The following is a 19,324-nucleotide window of genomic DNA, read 5'->3' on the forward strand; positions in this document are numbered from 1 at the left end:
AGCACCAGACACCGCGAATGAGTAGATCTCCCGATAGACCTGATCCTGAGTCAGGCAGGCCATCGCCAGCAGATCCCTTTTATTCATCGCCAAGCTCCCGGTTGGGATCAGCCAACGGCATGGTGTGCATCCTCCTGACAAAGCGTGGTCGACCCCAAGGCCGACCACTCATGGTTGCGCATCAGGCTCATGTCCTTATTGGGGCAGGGCATAGCCCGCGGCCTTGATCTGCGCCTGACCCGGTCCCTTGAGCCAGGCGACCAGCGCCTCGACGGCGGCGCCCTTCTTCAGCACCAGCCCCTGCTGTTCGATGGCCGGATACAGCGTGTTCGGCACAGCCCAGGCTTCGCCTGTTTTGCCCGCCTCCACCAGGTTGGCCCAGGCGACGAAGCCCAGCTCGGCGTTGCCGGTATCGACGAACTGCCAGGTCTGACCTATGTTGGCGCCGGTCAGCAGACGGTACTGTTTGGGATCGATCTTGAGGCTCTCCAGGGTCGCCATGGCAGCGGCGCCATAGGGGGCGGTACGGGCATTGGCGATGGCCAGGTTGCCTTTCCAGCTGCGCAGGCTCGCCTCGTCGGGGGCCGGGCCGCCCTTCTTCCACAAGCCCAGCTGGCCGATGGCATAGGTGAAACGATCGCTGCCCTTGCCCTCTTTCTCCAGCTTCTCGGGGGTGGCCACATCGGCGGAGAGGAAGAGGTCGAACGGCGCGCCGTGACTGATCTGGGTATAGAGCACGCCGGTGGCGGCAGAGCTGATGATGACGCTGTGGCCGGTCTTGGCGGTGAACTCCTTGCCGATGCGCTCTATGGTGCCCTTGAAGTTGGCGGCCACGGCCACCTTCACCTCGTCGGCTTGTACGGCAATGGGGTTAAGCGCCGCAGCACAGACGCCTGCAATGACAACAGATAACAACGGTTTCATTCCCTTCCTCCTGATGTGGGCCTGGTCTCACCAGGCCCGAAAACAGGGGCAAGGTTCCCGTTGAACCTGAGCCCCTACGATGAACAGGTCAAATTTTCCAGCGGGCGGCGGCAGCGCTGTCGCTCTCCTTGGCCTCGACCCAGCGTTGAATCCCCTCGGCGGTCAGCTCTTTTTTCCAGAACGGTGCCCGGGTTTTCAGAAAATCCATGATGAAGTGACAGGCATCAAACGCGGCATCGCGGTGGGCACTGCTCACCGCCACCAGCACTATCTGATCGCCGAGCAGCAACTCGCCGATGCGGTGAATGAGGATGCACTCCTGCAGCGGCCAGCGGCGGCGTGCCTCCTGCACTATGTCGGCCAGCGCCTTCTCGGTCATGCCGGGATAGTGCTCGAGGGCCAGCCCCTTCACCTCCTCCCCCTGATTGAAGTCGCGCACCTTGCCGACGAAGGTGACGATGGCGCCACTGTCGGCGCGGGTGGCGAGACGGGCATACTCATCGGCCAGTGAGAAGTCTTCCCGCTGCACCAGGATGCGATCTATGGGCGTCGTGGTTGCTTGAGACATGGCTCAGCCTCCGGTCGTGACTGGAAGGAGAGGGAAGAAGGCGGCCTCATCCCCGTCCCACAGCTCAGTGGTGCGATCCACGGTCGTTATCTCGCTCATCCTCAGCCTCCGGTCACGGGGGGGAAGAAGGCCACTTCATCGCCATCATTGATGGGGGTATCGAGGGGCACCAGGGTCTGGTTGACCGCCACCAGCAGCTTGCCCGCCTCCAGCGCCAGTGCCCACTTGTCACCGCGCTCACACAGGGCCGCCCGCAGTTGCTCGGCGGTAGCGTAGTCGCAGGGCAGGCTCAGTTCGTCACAGGCCACCAGCTCTCTTACTTGCGCAAAAAACAGTACCTTGATCATGCCTGCTCCCCTGCATTCGCGCCCAGCTGAAAGTGGCCGGACTTGCCGCCCTTTTTCTCCACCAGTCGCACCTGTTCGATCACCATGTCCTTTTGCACCGCCTTGCACATGTCGTAGATGGTCAGCGCCGCCACCGAGGCCGCGGTCAGCGCCTCCATCTCCACCCCTGTCTTGCCGGAGAGCTTGCAGAGGGTGCGAATATGGACCCTATTGTCCGCCGGCAGAGGTTCGATCTCTACCTCCACCCGGGTAAGGGCCAGGGGGTGGCAGAGGGGGATGAGATCCGCCGTTTTCTTGGCCGCCATGATGCCGGCGATGCGGGCGGTGGCGAACACGTCCCCCTTGTGGTGCTGACCGCTCAGGATCAGCGCCAGGGTTTCCGGTGCCATGGCGACGAAAGCCTCGGCGCGGGCCTCACGTTCGGTGACCTGCTTGTCGGTCACGTCCACCATGTGGGCTTCGCCGCTTTGGTTGAGATGGGTCAGGTTCATCAGGTTCCCCTTGAAGGCTGAAAGAGTGCTGGGATCCATGGCTCGTGGCTCAGAGATGGGTCACGAAGTTGCAGGGCTGGGTACGGGCATCAAGCTGATCCCGGATGAGCTGCTCCCAGCCCAGCTGGCAGGCGCCGGGAGAACCAGGCAGACAGCAGACCAGGGTGCGGTTGGCGAGCCCGGCCAGGGCACGGCTCTGCATGGCAGAGCCTTCGATCTCGGCAAACGAGAGCTGACGGAACAGCTCGCCAAAGCCCTTGACGGTGCGGTCAAACAAGACGCCGACCGCCTCCGGCACCCAGTTCTGATCAGTGAAACCCGTGCCGCCATTGATCAGCACCACCTGGATGCCCTCATCGGCGATCCACTGGCTGACCCGGGAGCGAACTTGATAGAGGTTGTCGGCGAGCAGGGCCCGATCGGCCAGCTGGTGACCGGCGTCGGTCACGGCCGAGACCAGATAGTCGCCCGAGCTGTCATTGGCGCTGGTACGACTGTCGGAGACCGTCAACACGGCGATCTTGAGGGGAATGAATGCGGTCATGTTCTGTCCCATGGGCAGCTCCTGATAACAAAGGACCGTGAGCAAAGAGAAGAAGAGAGTAGCCAGGATCCTGGTGTGCAGCGCTTGATCCGGGGAGGATCCATACCTGCGCAGGCATGACCCTTACCACATGGTCACTCGCTGCGACTCACGGCGGCCCGATTCTACCAAAACTCGTGCCAGAGGGGGGATTTAAAGGACACACAAATGCCGTTTTGGCGCGGTTGGCTGCAATATGAACAGGCCGGGCAAGCCCGGCCTGGATCTGGCTGTCTTAGAAGCCCTTCACCCCTGTCATGTCAGGCAGCTGGTGAGCTATGCCCTTGTGGCAGTCGATGCAGGTGCTCTCGCCACTGGCCAGACTGGTGGAGTGCATCTGGGCCCCACGCTTGCCTTGCAGGGAGAAGTCCATGTACTCGAAGTTGTGGCAGTTGCGACACTCCCTCGAATCCGTGTCCTTCATGCGCTTCCACTCCCGCTCGGCCATCTCGCGGCGGTGGCTCTCGAACTTCTCGCGGGTATCCACCTTGCCGGTCAGCATGCCCCACAGCTCCTTGGACGCCTGCACCTTGCGAATGATCTTGTAGGTCCATTCGTGGGGCACGTGGCAATCCGGGCAGCTAGCGCGCACGCCGGAACGGTTGGCGTAGTGGATGGTGTCGCGGTACTCCACGAACACGTTGTCCTTCATCTCGTGACAACCGGTACAAAACTTCTCGGTGTTGGAGGCTTCCATGGCGGTGTTGAAACCGCCCCAGAAGATGACCCCGCCAAAGAAGCCCATCATCAGCAACACCCAGAGGGCGGCCTTGGAGGGAGACTTGAAGGTGGTCCACAGTCGTTGCACAAAACCAGGTAATTTCATCTATGGGTTCCTCAGTTCAGCGCTTCAACCGGTTTAAACGTATTTTCCACCAGCGGCTTGGCATCCGTTTGCGGCACGTGGCACTGCAGGCAGAAGTAGCGACGGGGCGAGACCTCCCCCAAGGTCATGCCGTCACGGGTCTCGAAGTGAGTCGGGCTGATCTTGGGGGCCTTCATCTTGCTGGCATTCTTGAAGCTGTGACAGGCCAGGCACTTGTTGACCTTGTTGTCCACTTCATAGTTGCGGGTGTCGTGGGGGATCAGCGGTGGCTGATGCATGTACTGGCGATCGTAGAGGTCGCCATCCTTGCGAAAGTTCTTCATGGGGGCGGCTTCGGCCTCGGTCCCGAGATCCGTGGTGCCCCGTTCAGACTTGATGCCACCGGTCTCCGTCGTGATTTCGGGATTCTGTGCTGCCATCAAGGACCCCGCCACCAGGCAGGCCAGCATTGCTCCAATCAGCTTTTTCATTATCTGTTCTCCGACGTTTTATCAGCCTTGACGGCAAAACCTACAGTGATTTCAAAAACTTGCTCCGCGCAGACATCAATGCAACGGCCGCAGTTGGTACACTCTTGAGCCACAATCAAGGGCCCGTGACCACGCTTGGCACCGTGAACGGGGCCGCGCAGAATGGGGCGCTCGGGGCAGACCGCATAACAATCCATGCAGTTGCTGCACCGCTCGCGCCCCCTGGCAGAAATCTTGATGAACCCGACCCGGTTGACCAGGGCATAGAAGGCCCCCACAGGGCAGAGATGACCACACCAGCCCCGCTCCACCACAAAGAGGTCGAACAGGAAGAGCACCGCCAGCAAGGCCCACCCAGCCCCCATGCCAAACAGCAGACCGCGCAGGGCGAGCGAGACCGGATTGACCAGCTCCCACACCAGCACGCCCGCGATGGCCGGGGCCACCAGCACCATGGCCAGCAGCCAGTAGCGCGTATTGCGGTTGAACTGACCATTGCCCTTGAGGCCAAACCGGGCCCTGGCCCAGGCGGCGGCGTCCGTGATGAGGTTGACCGGACAGACCCAGGAGCAGAACACCCGCCCCCCGACCAGCCAGTACCCCAGCAACACCAGGGCCGCCCCCAGCCAGAGGGTGGTGATGGGCCAATGGCCCGCCGCCACCGATTGCAGCAGGGTGAGGGGATCCGTGAGCGGGACCGTCTCCAGCAAGAGTGAGCTGGAGAGGTTGCCCTTGAGGATCCAGACGCCCGCCAGTGGCCCCAGCAGGAACAACCCCAGCACGCAGCACTGGGTCAGACGCCGCAGCAGCAGGAAGCGATGTGACCGCCACCAGCCGAGCCGCGCGCTAGCCTCTGCCCCCGGATAACGACTCATAGCCCCTCCGGTTTGCGGGTCGGCAGGGTGAGCCGCTCACCGATGAGCGACTTGCCTGCCTTGCGCTTCTCTTCCCAGCCGAGCCGGTAGTGATGGCCCAGCTCCCCCTTGGCGAGCTGACGGGGCACCACCTTGATGGCAGACGCCTCCAGCACGCAGGCATGCTCGCACTTACCGCAGCCGGTGCAGCTGTCGCTGTGCACAGTGGGCAGAAACATGGCGTGCTTGCCGGTGCGCTGATTGTGCTGCAGCTCGAGGGTGATCGCCTTGTCAATCAAGGGGCAGACCCGGTAGCAGACATCGCAGCGCAGCCCCAGGTAGTTGAGGCAGGTCTCGTGATCGATGAGCACTGCCACCCCCATGCGCGCCTGATCGATGTCGGTCATCCCCTGATCCAGCGCCCCGCTCGGGCAGGCCACCACGCAGGGAATGTCGTCACACATCTCGCACGGCACGGCCCGCGCATCAAAATAGGGGGTGCCGGTGGTCACGGGTTCAAACAGCCGGGCAAGCTTGAGAGTGTCGTAGGGGCAGGCCTCGACGCAGAGCCCGCAGCGCACGCAGGCGCTGAGGAACTCGGCCTCGTCGAGGGCGGCTGGCGGGCGCAGCGCCTGGGCAGGCACGGCTTGCACCTGCTGGCGCGCCATGCCGCCGAGCCCCACACCAAGCAGGCCCACACCGCAGGCCCCCTTGGCCATGTCGGCCAGAAACTGGCGCCGACTACGACTCATCTCGCGCTCCCCCGCCTTATGCCTTGACGACCTTGACGGCGCACTTCTTGTAATCCGTCTCTTTGGAGAGCGGATCCGTCGCGTCCAGGGTCAGCTTGTTGACCAGCTGGCTCGCGTCGAAGAAGGGCATGAACACCAGGCCTTTGGGCGGACGGTTGCGGCCGCGGGTCTCGACCCGGGTCTTCACCTCGCCACGACGGGAGGAGACGATCACCTCTTCGCCACGACGCACGCCACGGGCCTTGGCATCTTCCGGGTGCATGAAGAGCACAGCATCCGGGAAGGCGCGATAGAGCTCGGGCACGCGACGGGTCATGGTGCCTGTGTGCCAGTGTTCCAGCACGCGGCCGGTAGAGAGCCACATGTCGTACTCTTTGTCCGGTGCCTCGGCGGCCGGCTCGTAGGGCAGCGCGAAGATCACCGCCTTGCCATCGGGCTTGCCGTAGAAACGCACCCCCTCGCCCGCCTTCACATAGGGGTCGAACCCTTCACGGTAGCGCCACAGGGTCTCCTTGCCATCCACCACGGGCCAGCGCAGACCGCGCGCCTCGTGGTACTGATCGAAGGGGGCCAGATCGTGACCATGACCGCGGCCGAAGCTGGCGTACTCCTCGAACAGCCCCTTCTGGACGTAGAAACCGAAGTGTTCAGCCTCGTCGTTGAGGACGCCCTTGCTCTGCTCTTTCGGGAACTGATCGACCTGACCGTTCTTGTAGAGCACCTCATACAGGGTCTTGCCCTTCACTTCCGGCATCTTGGCGATAAGCTCGGCCGGCCACACCTCTTCCACGGTGAAGCGCTTGGCAAACTCCATCAGCTGCCACAGGTCGGACTTGGCCCCTTCCGGCGGCTTGACCTGCTGGTGCCAGAACTGGGTGCGGCGCTCGGCGTTGCCATAGGCCCCCTCTTTCTCCACCCACATGGCGGTGGGCAGGATGAGATCCGCAGCCTGGGCAGTCACGGTAGGATAGGGATCGGACACCACAATGAAGTTGGCCGGGTTGCGGTAACCGGGCAGCCCCTCCTCGTTCATGTTGGGGCCGGCCTGCATGTTGTTGTTGCACATCACCCAGTAGGCGTTGAGCTTGCCGTCCTTGAGCATGCGGTTTTGCAGCACGGCGTGGTAACCCACCTTCTCCGGTATGGTGCCTTCCGGCAGTTTCCAGATCTTCTCGGCGATGGCACGGTGCTTGGGCTCGGTCACCACCATGTCGGCCGGCAGACGGTGGGCGAAGGTGCCCACTTCACGCGCGGTACCGCAGGCGGAGGGCTGACCGGTCAGGGAGAAGGGGCCCGAACCCGGGGTGGAGATCTTGCCGGTCAACAGGTGGATGTTGTAGCAGAGGTTGTTGGCCCAGACGCCACGAGTGTGCTGGTTGAAGCCCATGGTCCAGTAGGAGACCACTTTCTTGCTCGGGTCGGCATAGAGCTGGGCCAGCTTCTCGAGCTTGTCTTTGGAGACGCCGGAGAGCTTGGCAACCGAGTCGACATCGTAATCCGCCACGAATTTCGCGAAGTCATCGAAGCTCATGGGGGTGGAGTCGCCACTGTCCGGGTTCTTCGCCTGCTGTTGCAGCGGGTGAGTCGGACGCAGGCCATAGCCGATGTCGGTGACCCCCTTGCGGAACTGGGTGTGCTTGTTGACGAACTCCCAGTTCACCTTGTCGTTCTGGATGATGTAGTTGGCTATGTAGTTGAGGATCGCCAAGTCGGTCTGCGGCGTGAACACCATGCCGTTGTCGGCCAGTTCGAAGCTGCGGTGCTCGAAGGTGGAGAGCACGTGCACCTGCACCTCTTGATGGGACAAGCGGCGATCCGAGATGCGTGACCAGAGGATGGGGTGCATCTCGGCCATGTTCGAGCCCCACAACACGAAGGCATCGGCCTGCTCTATGTCGTCGTAGCAACCCATGGGCTCGTCCATGCCGAAGGTGCGCATGAACCCCACCACGGCCGAGGCCATGCAGTGACGGGCATTGGGATCCAGGTTGTTGGTCCGCAGCCCCGCCTTCATCAGCTTGGCGGCGGCGTAGCCTTCCCACACTGTCCACTGGCCGGAGCCAAACATGCCGACGGCGGTCGGCCCCTTCTCTTTCAGGGTCGTCTTGAACTTCTCGGCCATGATGTCGAATGCCTGATCCCAGCTGATGGGGGCAAAGTCACCGTTCTTGTCGAACTTGCCATCCGTCATGCGCAGCATGGGCTGGGTCAGCCGGTCCTGGCCATACATGATCTTGGACAGGAAGTAACCCTTGATGCAGTTCAGGCCACGGTTGACCGGTGCATCGGGATCGCCCTGGGTCGCCACGACGCGCCCATTCTGGGAACCCACCAGCACGGAACAGCCGGTACCACAGAAGCGGCACGGCGCCTTGTCCCAGGTGATGGCGGTCTTGTCGGTGCTGGTGATCAGGTTGGCCGCCAGCGTGGGGGCACTGACTCCGGCCACGGCCGCGGCAGCAGCCACCGCATTGGCCTTCATAAAGTCGCGTCGACTCAGCTTCATGACATATCCTCACATTGCTTAATCACATCAATGACAGCCATAGTGACGAGCCGCGCTGGCTCAGCTTCATGGCGCTTTATTGCTTTTATCGGGCATCGCGAACCTCGCGGCCCCGCCCTCACGGCGTTTCTATTCCTTGCATTCGACATCGAGCTCATCGAACTGATGGTAGATCAGGGCGGCGGACAACACGCCCGGCATGGCATTTATCGCATCTATGGCATCCATGATGGGGCGCTGGCTTGGCCCTTCCAGGGTCACCACCAGCTTGCCGATCTCACTGACGGCGTGGACCTCGGCCCCCTCAAGGGATGCTATCTGTTCTGCGAGCTGGTGACGCAGGGAGGGCTGGGTCAGCACCACCAGGCTCGATACATGGAACTCTTGGTTCATTGTGGCTCCTGCTTCACACACATCCTGACTCATGTTGGATCCTCGGATTTGGGTGCGCCGACCCGGATGCTGCCCACCGGACAGTCCATCACGCAGGCGCCACAGCCGGTACACGAGGCGGCATCTATGCTGGGGGTCGGTACCCGGCCCAGCACGGGAGAAAAGCGGATTGCGCGGGTTTCGCAGCTATCCTGGCAACGCTGGCAGAAGACCTGGGTACTGGCCAGACAGCTGGCTTCAATATGGGCTATGTATCGCCAGGGCGCCTCCGTCATGGGACGAAATACCGGCGCCTTGCAGGCCGTGACGCAATCACCGCAGAAGGTGCACTCGCCACGCAGGAAATCCACCGCAGGATAACCACCGTCACCCTTGATCAGGATCTGCTCCGGGCAGGCCGCCAGGCAATCGCCACAGCGGGTGCAGTCGGCCACGAACTCGGGCCAGGAGACGGACCAGGGCAACTGAACCTGAGGGTCGCTCGATGTCAGGCGACCTCGAAACAGACCACGACGCGACAGGTTGACCCCATCCGGCATATCGACTCCTTTCTGGTGGTTGATAGCGCACGAGCGAGTCCCATGACAGGCATTTTCAATACCTATTATAAGAGTGGGTGTATATTGCGGCCCTGACAAGGTCAGGGATATACCACTAGGGAGATAAACAGGGGGGATTCTTGCGCTGGATCAAACCCTTGGCGTCAAGAGAGAGAAGGGGGGCCGGTGAAAATACCCCCATTTGAGGATTGCTTATTAATCGATGGCTATTTTTTCAAGCCCACCTGAGGGTTAGCCGCCGATGGAGGCCAGATGCGGGGTCATGCCGGCATTGCCCTCGTGCAAGCGGTGGGATGCAGCCTTGCCGGTGAGGGCGGCACGAATGCGCTGTTGCAGTGCATCCTGCTGGTTGTCTGCCGCCAGCAGGTCACGCAGCTCCACCCCGTTATCACCGAACAGACACAGGTGCAGCTTGCCCACGGAGGAGACCCGCAGCCGGTTGCAACCGGCACAGAAATCCTTGCTGTAGGGCATGATGAGCCCCACGCCCCCCATTGACTCAGGATGCATGAAGACCTGGGCCGGACCATCGTCCGCACCACGCAACTGCTGGACCCAGCCACTCTCGAGCAGCCGCTGCTTGATGAGGTCACCGCTGGCGTGATGGTTCTGAAACAGGGTATCCATCTCGCCGGTCTGCATCAGCTCGATGAAACGCAGCTCGATGGGCTTGTGCCTGATCCAGGCCAGAAACGCATCCAGTTGATGGTCATTGAGCCCCTTGAGCAGAACCGCATTGATCTTCACCGATTTGAAACCGGCGGCCAGCGCCGCTTCGATCCCGTCCATCACCTCCGCCAGCTTGTTCTCACCGGTGATCTGGTGAAACTGACGGGGATCCAGACTGTCGACGCTGACGTTGAGGGCGGTGAGGCCCGCATCGAACCACTCCTGGGCGCGCTCTTTCAAGCGGTAGCCATTGGTGGTCATAGCCACCTTCTCTATGCCAGGGGTATTGGCCACCGTCTCTATGATGGCGGTGAAGTCCCGGCGCAGGGAGGGCTCGCCTCCGGTCAGGCGCACCTTGCGGGTGCCCATGGCGGCGAAGCCCGAGACAATGCGGCGGATCTCGTCCAGCGAGAGAAACGACTTGCGCCCCTCTTTGTTCCCGTCCGGAGGGCGATAGCCGTCGGGCAAACAGTAGGTACAACGAAAATTGCACACATCGGTAACCGACAGGCGCAAATAGTAAAAACGACGGGAAAAACCATCTTGCAGTGGCGACATAAACACCTTTCCAAATACGGGAGGCCAGGGCATTTCTTTCCTGACCCTTACAGCTCGAACATCGGCTGACGGCGGTTTTCCCCTATCGCAAGGACTTAGGCAAAACAGCTCGGAGTTCATCTAGTTTTTCGATGCTAGCACAAGTTGGAGTACACTCCCATGCTACTTTGTGGGGTTATTGTCTGATGCGAAGGAAGACGATCAGCATGGGAAAGTGGTTCAAAGTGCATTCGGTCAGCAGCGCCATCGGGCGCTCCATGGTGCTCATTCTGTTCATGGCAAGCCTGATCGCCGTGGTGGCCATGGTGACCCTGTTCTACTCGGTGCCCGATGCCAAGGCGATCAACCTGTCGGGTTCGCTGCGGATGCAGGCCTACCGCATGGCCTACGAGATAGAGCAGGGGCAGCCCGTGCTGGGACGACTCGATCAGTTTGAACAGACGCTGCATGCGGCCGAGTTGCAGGAGACCCAGCGCTGGATCACCCCTGCCTCCCTGCGCCGCACCTATGGCGAGGTGTTGCTGCAATGGCAGGTGATGCGCGAGCACATCGAGAATGCCACCCCCAGACGCTACACAGACAACACTGAGCAGTTTGTGGCGGCCATCGACGATTTCGTCAACCAGATGCAGTACCACGTGGAGTTCAAGGTACGCATGCTGGCGCTGGCCGAAGGGCTGGGGCTGCTCTCCATCATCACCATCGCCTGGTTTACCGTGCGGTTTACCCGCCAGCAGGTGGTGGCACCGCTCAACCAGCTGGTCTATTGCGCCCGCCAGATCCAGCGCCAGGAGTTCGATCTCACCCTGCCCCCCCATTGCGAGAACGAGCTGGGGGAGTTGTCGGGTGCCTTCGTCACCATGGCCGACGAGCTGGGCAAGCTCTATCGGGAGCTGGAGAGCAAGGTGGAAGAGAAGACCGCCAAGCTGCAGCAGGCCAACGACACCCTCTCCTTCCTCTACAGCACAGCCCAGAAGCTGCATGCGGCGCCGCTGAGCCGGCGCACCCTGCTCAAGCTGCTGGAGCGGGCCGCGGCCCATCAGCACATAGACCACATACGGCTGACCCGCTTCGAACACAACGCCATGCCGGACTACATCACGGGGCGCAAGGGCTGGCCCGGCGATCTCGACTCAGTGGTGAGCTTTCATCTGCAGATGGATGAGCAGGAGTACGGCCGGCTTGACGTGATCAGCAGCCATCCCATAGACGAGCGGCTGATGAAGAACTTCTCCATGCTGCTGGCCCAGGTGCTGCACAAGGATCAGACCCTGCTGCAACATCAGCGGCTGCTGCTGATGGAAGAGAGAGCCGTCATCGCCCGCGAGCTGCACGACTCGCTGGCCCAGGCGCTCTCCTATCTCAAGATCCAGTCCACCCTGCTCAAACGCGCCTTCGCCAAGGGGGAATCCGCCAAGACAGAGGCCGCCATGCAACAGATCGACGAGGGGCTCAGCAGCGCCTACACCCAGCTGCGCGAGCTGCTCGGCACCTTCCGCCTCAGCATAGGTGACGCCAATCTGGGGGAAGCCATCAAGGTGATGCTGGAACAGCTCAAGCCACAGACCCAGGCCGAGATCGGGCTCCATTACGGTCTGGCCGATACGGATCTGGAGGCGGGCCAGCATATCCATATCCTGCAGCTGATCCGTGAGGCAGTGCTCAACGCCATCAAACATGCCAACGCGCAAGTGATTGATGTTAGCTGTGAGACCCTCGCCAATGGTAACATTCAGGTTCAGATTTCAGATGACGGTGTTGGAATAGGGATCGCAAGCTCGGCGGTCAACCACTATGGCCTTAGCATCATGAATGAGCGTGCCAGCAAGTTGCATGGTCTGCTGACCATCAGCGAGCAGCCGCCCAGAGGCACCTGCGTACATCTGACCTTTCCCACCAGCCTAACAAGAGATGCCTGATGGACGAGATGAAATATAGTGTTCTGGTCGTGGATGACCATCCCCTCATGCGCAAAGGGATTGTGCAATTGCTGGCCCTGGAAGAGAACATAGAGGTGGTCGGTGAAGCGTCCAACGGCACCGACGCCGTCGCCATGGCCAAGGAGTCCGAACCGGATCTGATCCTGCTCGACCTCAACATGAAAGGCCTCTCCGGTCTGGATACCCTCAAGGCGCTGCGCACCGAAGAGGTCACCTCCCGGGTGGTGATCCTGACCGTTTCGGATGCCCGCCAGGACGTGGTCGCCCTGCTCAAGGCCGGCGCCGATGGCTATCTGCTCAAGGATACCGAGCCAGAGATGTTGCTCGCCCAGCTGGCGGACGTGATGACCGGCAAACAGATCCTGAGCGAGCCGCTGCGCCCCTACCTCGAGAACATCTACGAGCTGGATCATCTGCAACAGAAGCTGGAGAGCCTGACCCGTCGCGAGATGCAGATCCTGCGCGAGATTGCCAAGGGCCTCTCCAACAAACAGGTCGCCTCCGTGCTCCATATTTCCGAGGGCACGGTCAAGGTACACGTGAAGAGTCTGCTGAAGAAGCTCGAGGCCCAGAGCCGCGTCGAAGCGGCCGTCATGTACCTGGAGCAGCGTAACTAACGCGCTGGCAGAGGTGGATGAACGCATTCAACAGAGCACTTTGTTGCGCTCTATGCACATGCCTTGATCAGCTTGAGAGAAAAACCAAAGCCCCGCATCGTCGGGGCTTTCCTTATCTGCGCTACATCCGCGCGAAACCCGCCCCACCACCCTTTACCCCACAACAAGCAAGATGCGCGACCACACACTCCCGCTTGTGTGGAAGCGGGATTCACCCGCCGATTCACCGCATCCGTCACTGCGGCGCACTTCTATCTTCTCATTTCTCGAACCGGACTCCCCTGCCTGCTCACACCTTGTACTCAGGCCGGCGACGCGGCTTGCACGCCGCCGCAACGGCCATGCGCATTTTGCACTTGGCTCTTTGCAAGATGCGATGCGCTTCAATTCTGGACGCGAAGAGAGCGAGGGCCGAGTACTCAGGATCCGGCCGTATTCAGCTGACTACGGGATCACTTTGGCAAAAAAGATAAAAATATAAATATCTGATTATTAATAAATTTCAGACTCAATTTGGAGACTGACACCCCCATTCCGGGGCCTTTTTCATCCTCTGGCACAGTCGCTGCATTGTCCTATTCAGCAACTACTCAATGGAGGACGGAACATGAAACTTCAACCCTTGGCATTGTTCCCCTTGCCTTCCCACATACTGCCTGGTGGCAAGCTTCCGCTGCGTTTGTTTGAACCGCGCCACCTGCAGATGCTCAAAGAGTCATTCATCAATGACCAGGGTTTCGGCATAGTGATGGAAGAGGCGACCACCACGGGCAAGTCCGGGCGCATACTGCCGGTCGGAACCCGGGTAAAGGTGACCGATTTCTACACCCTGAATGACGGCCTGCTCGGCGTCACTGTGCTCGGCATGGAACGTTTCTGCATCCATGAGATGGAAACGGACGAGATGGGATTGCGCCGGGCCAAGGTCGAAGCGCTGCCCAACTGGCCGAGCGCCCATTCAGACTTCAGTGACAAACCGCTGGTCACCCGGCTGCGGGAAGTGTTCGAGCAGTATCCGGAGCTCGATGAGCTCTACCCGGACAAGCAGTTTGACGATGCAGCCTGGCTCTGCCAACGCTGGCTCGAAATTCTGCCTATGCCCATCTACGAAAAACAGATGTTGATTGCCAAACAAAATAGCGAAGCGGCCCGTCAATTCCTGCGCCGACTGATCGCACAGTGAGTCAAAGAGAACATTGCAAAATGCGAATATTCCCACAATGAAAATAATAATTTCGCATTTTGCAAACCGCGGTGATCGATAAAAAGCAATAACACAGCCGCAAGCCGCATAAACAGGTTCTGAAAAGTTGGCACGACTTTTTCATATAGAATCGTACAACCCGATTTATCCCGTGCTCTCTTCAGTATTTGCTGAAGAATTGGTCAACCACCCAGGTTGACCATTTTTTTTACCTGCGATCCGGCAACACTGGGCTGATATGGCGCTGCAGGCACTCTCTCAGTCGCATCAGGCTGATGGGCTTGGCCAGAAAATCATCCATTCCCTGGGCCAGACAACGGGCCCTGTCTTCGGCCATGGCATTGGCCGTCAAGGCCACGATGGGCACCTTGCAGCCCAGTTCCCGCAAGCGGCGAGTCGCCTCCAGCCCATCCATCTGCGGCATCCGCATGTCCATCAGGATGAGATCCGGCTGCTGCTCCGCCACCTGGGCCAACGCCTCCAGGCCATTGGCCGCGAGCCGCACCCGGCTCACCAGTTTTTGCAGCATGAGGGACACCACCAGTTGGTTGACCGGGCTGTCTTCCACCACCAGCACATCCAGATCCTGAATGGGCAATTGATCCGGCTCGGGCCGGCTGCTGCACTCGCACGGCAGCGCCATGCCGGGCAGCTCGAACCAGAAGCTGCTGCCCTGACCGGGCGCGCTCTGCAGACGGATCTCCCCGCCCATCAGCTCCACCAGCCGTTTGCTGATGGCCAGCCCCAGCCCGGTCCCGGAGAAACGGCGGGTCGCCGAGCTGTCGACCTGGGAGAAGGGCTCGAACAGGAGCGCCTGATCCTCGGCCGAGATGCCGATCCCGGTATCGGTCACCGACACCCGCAGCCGTTGCTCGTGCCAGTCCAGTTGCAGCAAGACGCTGCCCTGGCTGGTGAACTTCACCGCGTTGCCGAGCAGGTTGCTGATCACCTGTGACAGCCGCACCGGATCCCCCTGCAACTGGGGCGGAACCGCCTCATCCACCCGCCAGCGCAGGGCTATGCCCTTGCTCCTGGCGCGCTCTTGCAGCGGTTCGATCAGGGATTGGCACAGCTGGGTGGGGAGCAGGGTCTCGCAGTGAAACTCCAGGGTATGGGATTCGATTTTCGAGAAATCGAGCACATCGTCGATGATGGTCTGCAGCAGACGGGCCGAGTGAGTGGCATGCCCGAGCAGGGTCTGCTGCTGAGGCTCGAGCTGGGCATGTTGCAACAGATCCAGCATGCCCAGCACCGCATTCATGGGGGAGCGGATCTCGTGGGTCATCATGGCCAAGAACTGCGACTTGGCACGGTTGGCCGCCTCGGCCTCATCCCGTGCCCGGGCCAGCTCCTGCTCGCGGCGGATCTGGTTGCCCACATCCCGCGCCGTGCCCCGATAGCCGATGAAGACACCGGCGGCGTCAAAGCAGGGCTCGGCATTGATCTCCATCCAGCAGGGCCCCCTGGCCAAGCTGACCTGAGCCCGCACCGCCCGCACCGGCAGATGCAGCTCGATGAGGCGACGGTACTTGCCCCACTCGGGATCCCGCCGATCATAGACGTAATCGTAGAGGCTCTGACCGGGTGGATGCGCTTTCACATCCCCCTGATAGCCGGGCGCCGACACATAGCTGAGCCTGTGTTCCGTGTCCGTCTCCCAGAACCAGTCGGAGGCCATGCCGGCGAAGCTGCGAAAACGCTGCTCGCTGGTCTGCAGCGCCAGCGTCTTGAGCTCGACCTGCTCCTGCAAGCGGGCCCGATAGGCGATGTTGACCAGCGCCTGGGAGATGAGCGGACGGCAGCGTTGCATCGCCGCCTTGCTCTTGAGATCGAAGGTGCCCATCACGGCGTGACGGCAGATGAGGACGCCGGAGAAACCGGGGGCGCGCAACCCCGTCATCATGACGCTGGCCCAGCCGGCCACATCGGCCAGTGGCGCCAGCTCGGGCAACTGGGTCGGGTCATAGATGACCAGGGTCTCCCCCTCGATGGCGCGAGAGAAGAGCGGGGTCAGCTGCCAGTGGCGCCCCACCTCGTCATCCTGGGTGCTGAGGTGGGTGATGCCGCCGCCAGCTTCCCAGGCCACCACATCCGCATGTTCGAAACCGATGAAGGGCTTGAGCGCCTGGATGAGGCTGTCCAGCACCTGCTCCAGGGTCTGGGCATCGGCCAGCGTCGCGACCCCGCACAGCAGGGTCTGTGACTCCTGGCGGTACTTGGCCTCGCGTTCCCGACAACGCACCAGCTCCACCAGCGTGGTCTGCAGCTTGTCACCCAGGGCTTCCAATTCCGTATTACCTATCATCTTGTTTCCAGCGCCATATATCAGCTGTCGAGGAAGATCACGCTCGATACCATCAGGTTGCCGTGTGCCAGCTCACCGTGGGGCAGACGCCCCTGTTCACCGAAGGTGAACGGGGTAATGAAGGGGATCTCCCCCAGCCGGGTGTGAAATTGATCGACGAATTGGCATAAGCTATCACCAAGAGCCAAGCGACAACCAGCACAAAAGATCACTAGGGCCCCGAACGGCTGCATCTCGGCGGTCATGCCGTACTCGGGTTCGATGCGGGTCGCATTCAGACTGCGCTGCAGCAAGCCTTCCTGACTGCTGTACATCAACAGCAGCCGCTCGCCGAGCCGGGTATCGGTGAAGAGGCGCAATCCGCCACCTTCTGTCACCGCCTCGGGATGAGATAGCTTGTAGTAGGGCATGTCGTCCAGGGTGCCCACCTGGCGGGCCAGCGGCGAGAGGGTGGTATCCCGCAGTATGGGCCCCACAGGCCAGGCAGTGGTTCGTCCGGTCCAGCGAGCGTAGACCTCGGCGGCGGGCTCATGATCTATGGTGAGGATCTCGCGCCCTGCCAGGGCGGTGATGGTGCCGCGATGCTCGGTCGGGACATAGCCCGAATGAAACTGGAACGCCAGCTGGCAATCGGGATAGAGCACAGCCAGCACCACGCCCTCGCGGGCACTGCCCTCATCCCAGCACAACTGCCAATCGCCGCTGACACTGTTGTCGGCCGCCGAGCCTCCCACGACAGGGACGGTCGTTCCCAGCTCGGCTTCGATACTGGCCAGCATCGCCTCCTCCTGACCCGGGCTGGCGTGCAACAGTATGAGCTGAGGCAGCTCGCCGGGACGCCCCCCATCGGCGATGGCGGCGCGCAACAGCTGGCGAATATCCACCTCATCCCCCGCCTGTCCCGCCACCCCATAGGCTCCCTTGTCATCGTAGAGGGCGGCCACCGCCAGCCCTATCCCCTGACGGGCGTGGTGGCCAACCTGGGTCATGACGCCGCCGCAGGAGCTGCACCCTATCAGTCGGGTCGTCGGAAACTGCTGCTTGAGGTGAAGACGCAGTTCCTCGGCATCGTGAGCCTGAGTAAAATAGACCAGTAACAGCGAAGGGGAATGGGGCGATTGAGCGAGCAGCCGCTCACTGACCTGCCGGGCAGCCAGCAGGGAGGTCTCTTCAAGAGAGTGAGCCGTCAGAAAGTTCAACACCATCTCCTAGTTGTTCATGATGCTGGGGGTAAGCAAAAATCATACCTTTATCAAACAATTATCTGATTTCATCGGCTAGAATGGCCCTCAATTGAGCCCAACCACAGGACAGCTGCATGTGGCAGAAAAACATCAATGACTTTGACCGGGTCGTCGCCATCGGTGGCGGCCACGGCATGGGCCGCGTGCTCTCTTCACTCTCGTTTCTCGGCCAGCGGCTGACCGGCATAGTCGCCACCACGGACGATGGCGGATCCACTGGGCGCCTGCGCAAGAGCCAGGAGTGTATCGCCTGGGGAGATCTGCGCAACTGCCTCAATCAGCTGGTGACGGATCCCAGCATCGGCAGTCTGTTGTTTGAATATCGCTTCGCCGGCCGCGGTGAGCTGGCGGGTCACAACCTCGGCAACCTGATGCTGCTGGCGCTCGACAACCTCTGCGTGCGGCCTCTTGATGCTATCAAGCTCATCAGTGACATGCTGAAAATAGAGTCACAATTGTTACCCATGTCAGAATTTCCCACCGACCTGTGTGCCCACACCGTCTGTGGCAAGCAGATCCTGGGAGAGGTCTCCATCGATCAGCTCGATACGCCACCGCTCTCCCTGAGCCTGAGCCCGGAAGTACCGGCGACTCGCGAGGCGGTGCAGGCGCTGGCTCAGGCCGACATGATTATACTCGGGCCCGGCAGCTTCCTCACCTCCATCATGCCGCCCCTGCTGCTGGCCGAGGTGGCGCAAGCCATCAATGAGAGCGATGCCATGCTGGTGTTCATCTGCAATCTGGTGGCCGAGAATGGCCCCGCCAGTCAGCTGAGTCTGATCAACCAATGGCGCTGGCTGGAGTCACGGGTCGGTACGGGTCGTGTCGATGCCATTCTAGCGCCCACAGGGGAGTATCCGGCCGAGTTGGCCAGCCGCCTGATCCAGGCCGAGCTGGGTGAGGCCGAGCTCCCCCATCGCCACGACAGACTGAAACTCAAGCTGGCGCTGGATCGGGTGATCCAGCAACTGGTCAATCAACGCTGATGGCAGCTACGCGCAGCGGTGAACCGGCTGGTTCCCCGCTGTGCAGCAAGCTCAGTGGTAGTTGGCAAGGTGAGAGAGCACCTGGGGCAGGGATTGCTCCAGCTGGGTCAGCAGCCGGGCGACGTCATCGGCATCTTCATGCTTGCAGGCCAGCTCCAATGCCACCACCTGCTGGTAGCTGAGCTGGGCGCCGTAGCTGCCGCAGGAGGATTTCATGCTGTGGGCAAGCCGCGCCAGCGCAGGCCAGTCCCGCCGTTCATAGAGTGGTCGCAGCTGGGCGAGCTGCTCTCCCACTTCCTCGATAAACACCGAGATCACCACAGGCATCATCTCCTGGCCTATGTCTTCCGCCAGCTGTCGCAGCACCTTCTGATCCAACCATTCCATCCCTCAGTCCTCATTTGGCGGTATTCAAACAGAACATACTATAGATGCCCGGCGCGACAGCGTCATCCCCTCACCCACCTTCTGCTTGTCGACCGGCGAGCGGCCGCAAAACGAAAAGTGTGATCCGGTTCTAGTAATGT

The 19,324-nt window shown here is 61.2% G+C and carries 20 protein-coding genes and 1 riboswitch; of the genes, 4 read left to right on the top strand and 16 right to left on the bottom strand.

Going from position 1 to position 19,324, the window contains the following annotated elements:
- Positions 1 to 195 precede the first annotated feature (195 nt).
- The 13 genes from modA to moaA all read right to left on the bottom strand — a co-directional run bounded on the left by modA (position 196) and on the right by moaA (position 10,501).
- On the bottom strand, positions 196 to 924 hold the full coding sequence (gene modA / locus ACM3N8_RS03765) for a molybdate ABC transporter substrate-binding protein (protein ID WP_290017017.1): 729 nt from the start codon (positions 922 to 924) through the stop codon (positions 196 to 198).
- Between the two features lie 88 nt (positions 925 to 1,012).
- Positions 1,013 to 1,492, bottom strand: coding sequence for a molybdopterin synthase catalytic subunit MoaE (gene moaE / locus ACM3N8_RS03770; protein ID WP_416015472.1), 480 nt, complete (start codon positions 1,490 to 1,492; stop codon positions 1,013 to 1,015).
- Between the two features lie 101 nt (positions 1,493 to 1,593).
- Positions 1,594 to 1,839 (bottom strand): molybdopterin synthase sulfur carrier subunit, encoded by a 246-nt coding sequence (moaD, locus tag ACM3N8_RS03775; RefSeq protein ID WP_005353453.1) that lies wholly within the window; start codon positions 1,837 to 1,839, stop codon positions 1,594 to 1,596.
- The gene (gene moaC / locus ACM3N8_RS03780; protein ID WP_416015473.1) at positions 1,836 to 2,330 is read right to left on the bottom strand and encodes a cyclic pyranopterin monophosphate synthase MoaC; all 495 of its coding nucleotides are present in this window, start codon (positions 2,328 to 2,330) and stop codon (positions 1,836 to 1,838) included. Before moaC ends, moaD begins: the two co-directional genes overlap by 4 nt.
- A 49-nt stretch (positions 2,331 to 2,379) precedes the next feature.
- Entirely contained in the window at positions 2,380 to 2,886 is a 507-nt protein-coding gene (moaB, locus tag ACM3N8_RS03785; protein WP_043138457.1) for a molybdenum cofactor biosynthesis protein B, read from the bottom strand.
- 262 nt (positions 2,887 to 3,148) lie between these two features.
- Positions 3,149 to 3,739 (bottom strand): cytochrome c3 family protein, encoded by a 591-nt coding sequence (locus ACM3N8_RS03790; protein WP_043138459.1) that lies wholly within the window; start codon positions 3,737 to 3,739, stop codon positions 3,149 to 3,151.
- Between the two features lie 11 nt (positions 3,740 to 3,750).
- Positions 3,751 to 4,209 carry a nitrate reductase cytochrome c-type subunit gene (locus ACM3N8_RS03795; protein WP_043138461.1) on the bottom strand — a complete coding sequence of 153 codons (459 nt, stop codon included), beginning with the start codon at positions 4,207 to 4,209 and terminating at the stop codon, positions 3,751 to 3,753.
- A complete protein-coding gene (gene napH / locus ACM3N8_RS03800; protein WP_348687255.1) occupies positions 4,209 to 5,084 on the bottom strand; it encodes a quinol dehydrogenase ferredoxin subunit NapH in 876 nt (291 codons plus the stop codon). The genes ACM3N8_RS03795 and napH overlap by 1 nt, the downstream gene beginning before the upstream one ends.
- The gene (gene napG, locus ACM3N8_RS03805; RefSeq protein ID WP_416015474.1) at positions 5,081 to 5,815 is read right to left on the bottom strand and encodes a ferredoxin-type protein NapG; all 735 of its coding nucleotides are present in this window, start codon (positions 5,813 to 5,815) and stop codon (positions 5,081 to 5,083) included. Before napG ends, napH begins: the two co-directional genes overlap by 4 nt.
- Before the next feature lie 16 nt (positions 5,816 to 5,831).
- A complete protein-coding gene (napA, locus tag ACM3N8_RS03810; RefSeq protein WP_290017026.1) occupies positions 5,832 to 8,321 on the bottom strand; it encodes a nitrate reductase catalytic subunit NapA in 2,490 nt (829 codons plus the stop codon).
- 129 nt (positions 8,322 to 8,450) lie between these two features.
- Positions 8,451 to 8,714 (bottom strand): chaperone NapD, encoded by a 264-nt coding sequence (locus ACM3N8_RS03815; protein WP_043138469.1) that lies wholly within the window; start codon positions 8,712 to 8,714, stop codon positions 8,451 to 8,453.
- A 29-nt stretch (positions 8,715 to 8,743) separates the two neighbouring features.
- On the bottom strand, positions 8,744 to 9,253 hold the full coding sequence (gene napF / locus ACM3N8_RS03820) for a ferredoxin-type protein NapF (protein WP_043557196.1): 510 nt from the start codon (positions 9,251 to 9,253) through the stop codon (positions 8,744 to 8,746).
- Between the two features lie 252 nt (positions 9,254 to 9,505).
- Positions 9,506 to 10,501 carry a GTP 3',8-cyclase MoaA gene (gene moaA, locus ACM3N8_RS03825; RefSeq protein ID WP_042872387.1) on the bottom strand — a complete coding sequence of 332 codons (996 nt, stop codon included), beginning with the start codon at positions 10,499 to 10,501 and terminating at the stop codon, positions 9,506 to 9,508.
- Positions 10,489 to 10,628: riboswitch (molybdenum cofactor riboswitch) on the bottom strand. (Overlaps the previous gene by 13 nt.)
- Positions 10,629 to 10,707: 79 nt before the next feature.
- Here moaA and narQ point away from each other — a divergent pair.
- The 3 genes from narQ to ACM3N8_RS03840 all read left to right on the top strand — a co-directional run bounded on the left by narQ (position 10,708) and on the right by ACM3N8_RS03840 (position 14,241).
- The gene (gene narQ, locus ACM3N8_RS03830; RefSeq protein WP_043138475.1) at positions 10,708 to 12,420 is read left to right on the top strand and encodes a nitrate/nitrite two-component system sensor histidine kinase NarQ; all 1,713 of its coding nucleotides are present in this window, start codon (positions 10,708 to 10,710) and stop codon (positions 12,418 to 12,420) included.
- The gene (gene narL, locus ACM3N8_RS03835) at positions 12,420 to 13,058 is read left to right on the top strand and encodes a two-component system response regulator NarL (RefSeq protein WP_011705476.1); all 639 of its coding nucleotides are present in this window, start codon (positions 12,420 to 12,422) and stop codon (positions 13,056 to 13,058) included. Before narQ ends, narL begins: the two co-directional genes overlap by 1 nt.
- Before the next feature lie 607 nt (positions 13,059 to 13,665).
- Positions 13,666 to 14,241 (top strand): LON peptidase substrate-binding domain-containing protein, encoded by a 576-nt coding sequence (locus tag ACM3N8_RS03840; protein ID WP_042872396.1) that lies wholly within the window; start codon positions 13,666 to 13,668, stop codon positions 14,239 to 14,241.
- A gap of 229 nt (positions 14,242 to 14,470) precedes the next feature.
- Here ACM3N8_RS03840 and ACM3N8_RS03845 read toward each other — a convergent pair whose 3' ends face one another.
- Together ACM3N8_RS03845 and ACM3N8_RS03850 are read right to left on the bottom strand one after the other, a co-directional pair.
- The gene (locus ACM3N8_RS03845; protein WP_290017029.1) at positions 14,471 to 16,567 is read right to left on the bottom strand and encodes a hybrid sensor histidine kinase/response regulator; all 2,097 of its coding nucleotides are present in this window, start codon (positions 16,565 to 16,567) and stop codon (positions 14,471 to 14,473) included.
- A 20-nt stretch (positions 16,568 to 16,587) separates the two neighbouring features.
- Entirely contained in the window at positions 16,588 to 17,772 is a 1,185-nt protein-coding gene (locus ACM3N8_RS03850; RefSeq protein ID WP_290017030.1) for an FIST signal transduction protein, read from the bottom strand.
- 113 nt (positions 17,773 to 17,885) lie between these two features.
- Here ACM3N8_RS03850 and ACM3N8_RS03855 point away from each other — a divergent pair, with 113 nt between their 5' ends.
- A complete protein-coding gene (locus ACM3N8_RS03855; protein WP_043138482.1) occupies positions 17,886 to 18,797 on the top strand; it encodes a gluconeogenesis factor YvcK family protein in 912 nt (303 codons plus the stop codon).
- 51 nt (positions 18,798 to 18,848) lie between these two features.
- Here ACM3N8_RS03855 and ACM3N8_RS03860 read toward each other — a convergent pair whose 3' ends face one another.
- Positions 18,849 to 19,184, bottom strand: a complete 336-nt coding sequence (locus ACM3N8_RS03860; RefSeq protein ID WP_043138484.1) for an Hpt domain-containing protein — start codon at positions 19,182 to 19,184, stop codon at positions 18,849 to 18,851.
- Positions 19,185 to 19,324 lie beyond the last annotated feature (140 nt).

Origin of the sequence: Aeromonas sp. A04 (assembly GCF_047780465.1) — a bacterium.
GTDB lineage: Bacteria > Pseudomonadota > Gammaproteobacteria > Enterobacterales > Aeromonadaceae > Aeromonas > Aeromonas bestiarum.

Coding starts and splice junctions, on each gene's coding strand:
- ACM3N8_RS03860 (WP_043138484.1), bottom strand. CDS start 19,184: ATGGAATGGTTGGATCAGAAGGTGCTGCGACAGCTGGCGGAAGACATA.
- ACM3N8_RS03790 (WP_043138459.1), bottom strand. CDS start 3,739: ATGAAATTACCTGGTTTTGTGCAACGACTGTGGACCACCTTCAAGTCT.
- napH (WP_348687255.1), bottom strand. CDS start 5,084: ATGAGTCGTTATCCGGGGGCAGAGGCTAGCGCGCGGCTCGGCTGGTGG.
- ACM3N8_RS03795 (WP_043138461.1), bottom strand. CDS start 4,209: ATGAAAAAGCTGATTGGAGCAATGCTGGCCTGCCTGGTGGCGGGGTCC.
- ACM3N8_RS03840 (WP_042872396.1), top strand. CDS start 13,666: ATGAAACTTCAACCCTTGGCATTGTTCCCCTTGCCTTCCCACATACTG.
- narQ (WP_043138475.1), top strand. CDS start 10,708: ATGGGAAAGTGGTTCAAAGTGCATTCGGTCAGCAGCGCCATCGGGCGC.
- napA (WP_290017026.1), bottom strand. CDS start 8,321: ATGAAGCTGAGTCGACGCGACTTTATGAAGGCCAATGCGGTGGCTGCT.
- narL (WP_011705476.1), top strand. CDS start 12,420: ATGGACGAGATGAAATATAGTGTTCTGGTCGTGGATGACCATCCCCTC.
- moaC (WP_416015473.1), bottom strand. CDS start 2,330: ATGAACCTGACCCATCTCAACCAAAGCGGCGAAGCCCACATGGTGGAC.
- napF (WP_043557196.1), bottom strand. CDS start 9,253: ATGCCGGATGGGGTCAACCTGTCGCGTCGTGGTCTGTTTCGAGGTCGC.
- ACM3N8_RS03850 (WP_290017030.1), bottom strand. CDS start 17,772: ATGGTGTTGAACTTTCTGACGGCTCACTCTCTTGAAGAGACCTCCCTG.
- moaB (WP_043138457.1), bottom strand. CDS start 2,886: ATGGGACAGAACATGACCGCATTCATTCCCCTCAAGATCGCCGTGTTG.
- ACM3N8_RS03845 (WP_290017029.1), bottom strand. CDS start 16,567: ATGATAGGTAATACGGAATTGGAAGCCCTGGGTGACAAGCTGCAGACC.
- ACM3N8_RS03815 (WP_043138469.1), bottom strand. CDS start 8,714: ATGAACCAAGAGTTCCATGTATCGAGCCTGGTGGTGCTGACCCAGCCC.
- moaD (WP_005353453.1), bottom strand. CDS start 1,839: ATGATCAAGGTACTGTTTTTTGCGCAAGTAAGAGAGCTGGTGGCCTGT.
- modA (WP_290017017.1), bottom strand. CDS start 924: ATGAAACCGTTGTTATCTGTTGTCATTGCAGGCGTCTGTGCTGCGGCG.
- moaA (WP_042872387.1), bottom strand. CDS start 10,501: ATGTCGCCACTGCAAGATGGTTTTTCCCGTCGTTTTTACTATTTGCGC.
- moaE (WP_416015472.1), bottom strand. CDS start 1,492: ATGTCTCAAGCAACCACGACGCCCATAGATCGCATCCTGGTGCAGCGG.
- napG (WP_416015474.1), bottom strand. CDS start 5,815: ATGAGTCGTAGTCGGCGCCAGTTTCTGGCCGACATGGCCAAGGGGGCC.
- ACM3N8_RS03855 (WP_043138482.1), top strand. CDS start 17,886: ATGTGGCAGAAAAACATCAATGACTTTGACCGGGTCGTCGCCATCGGT.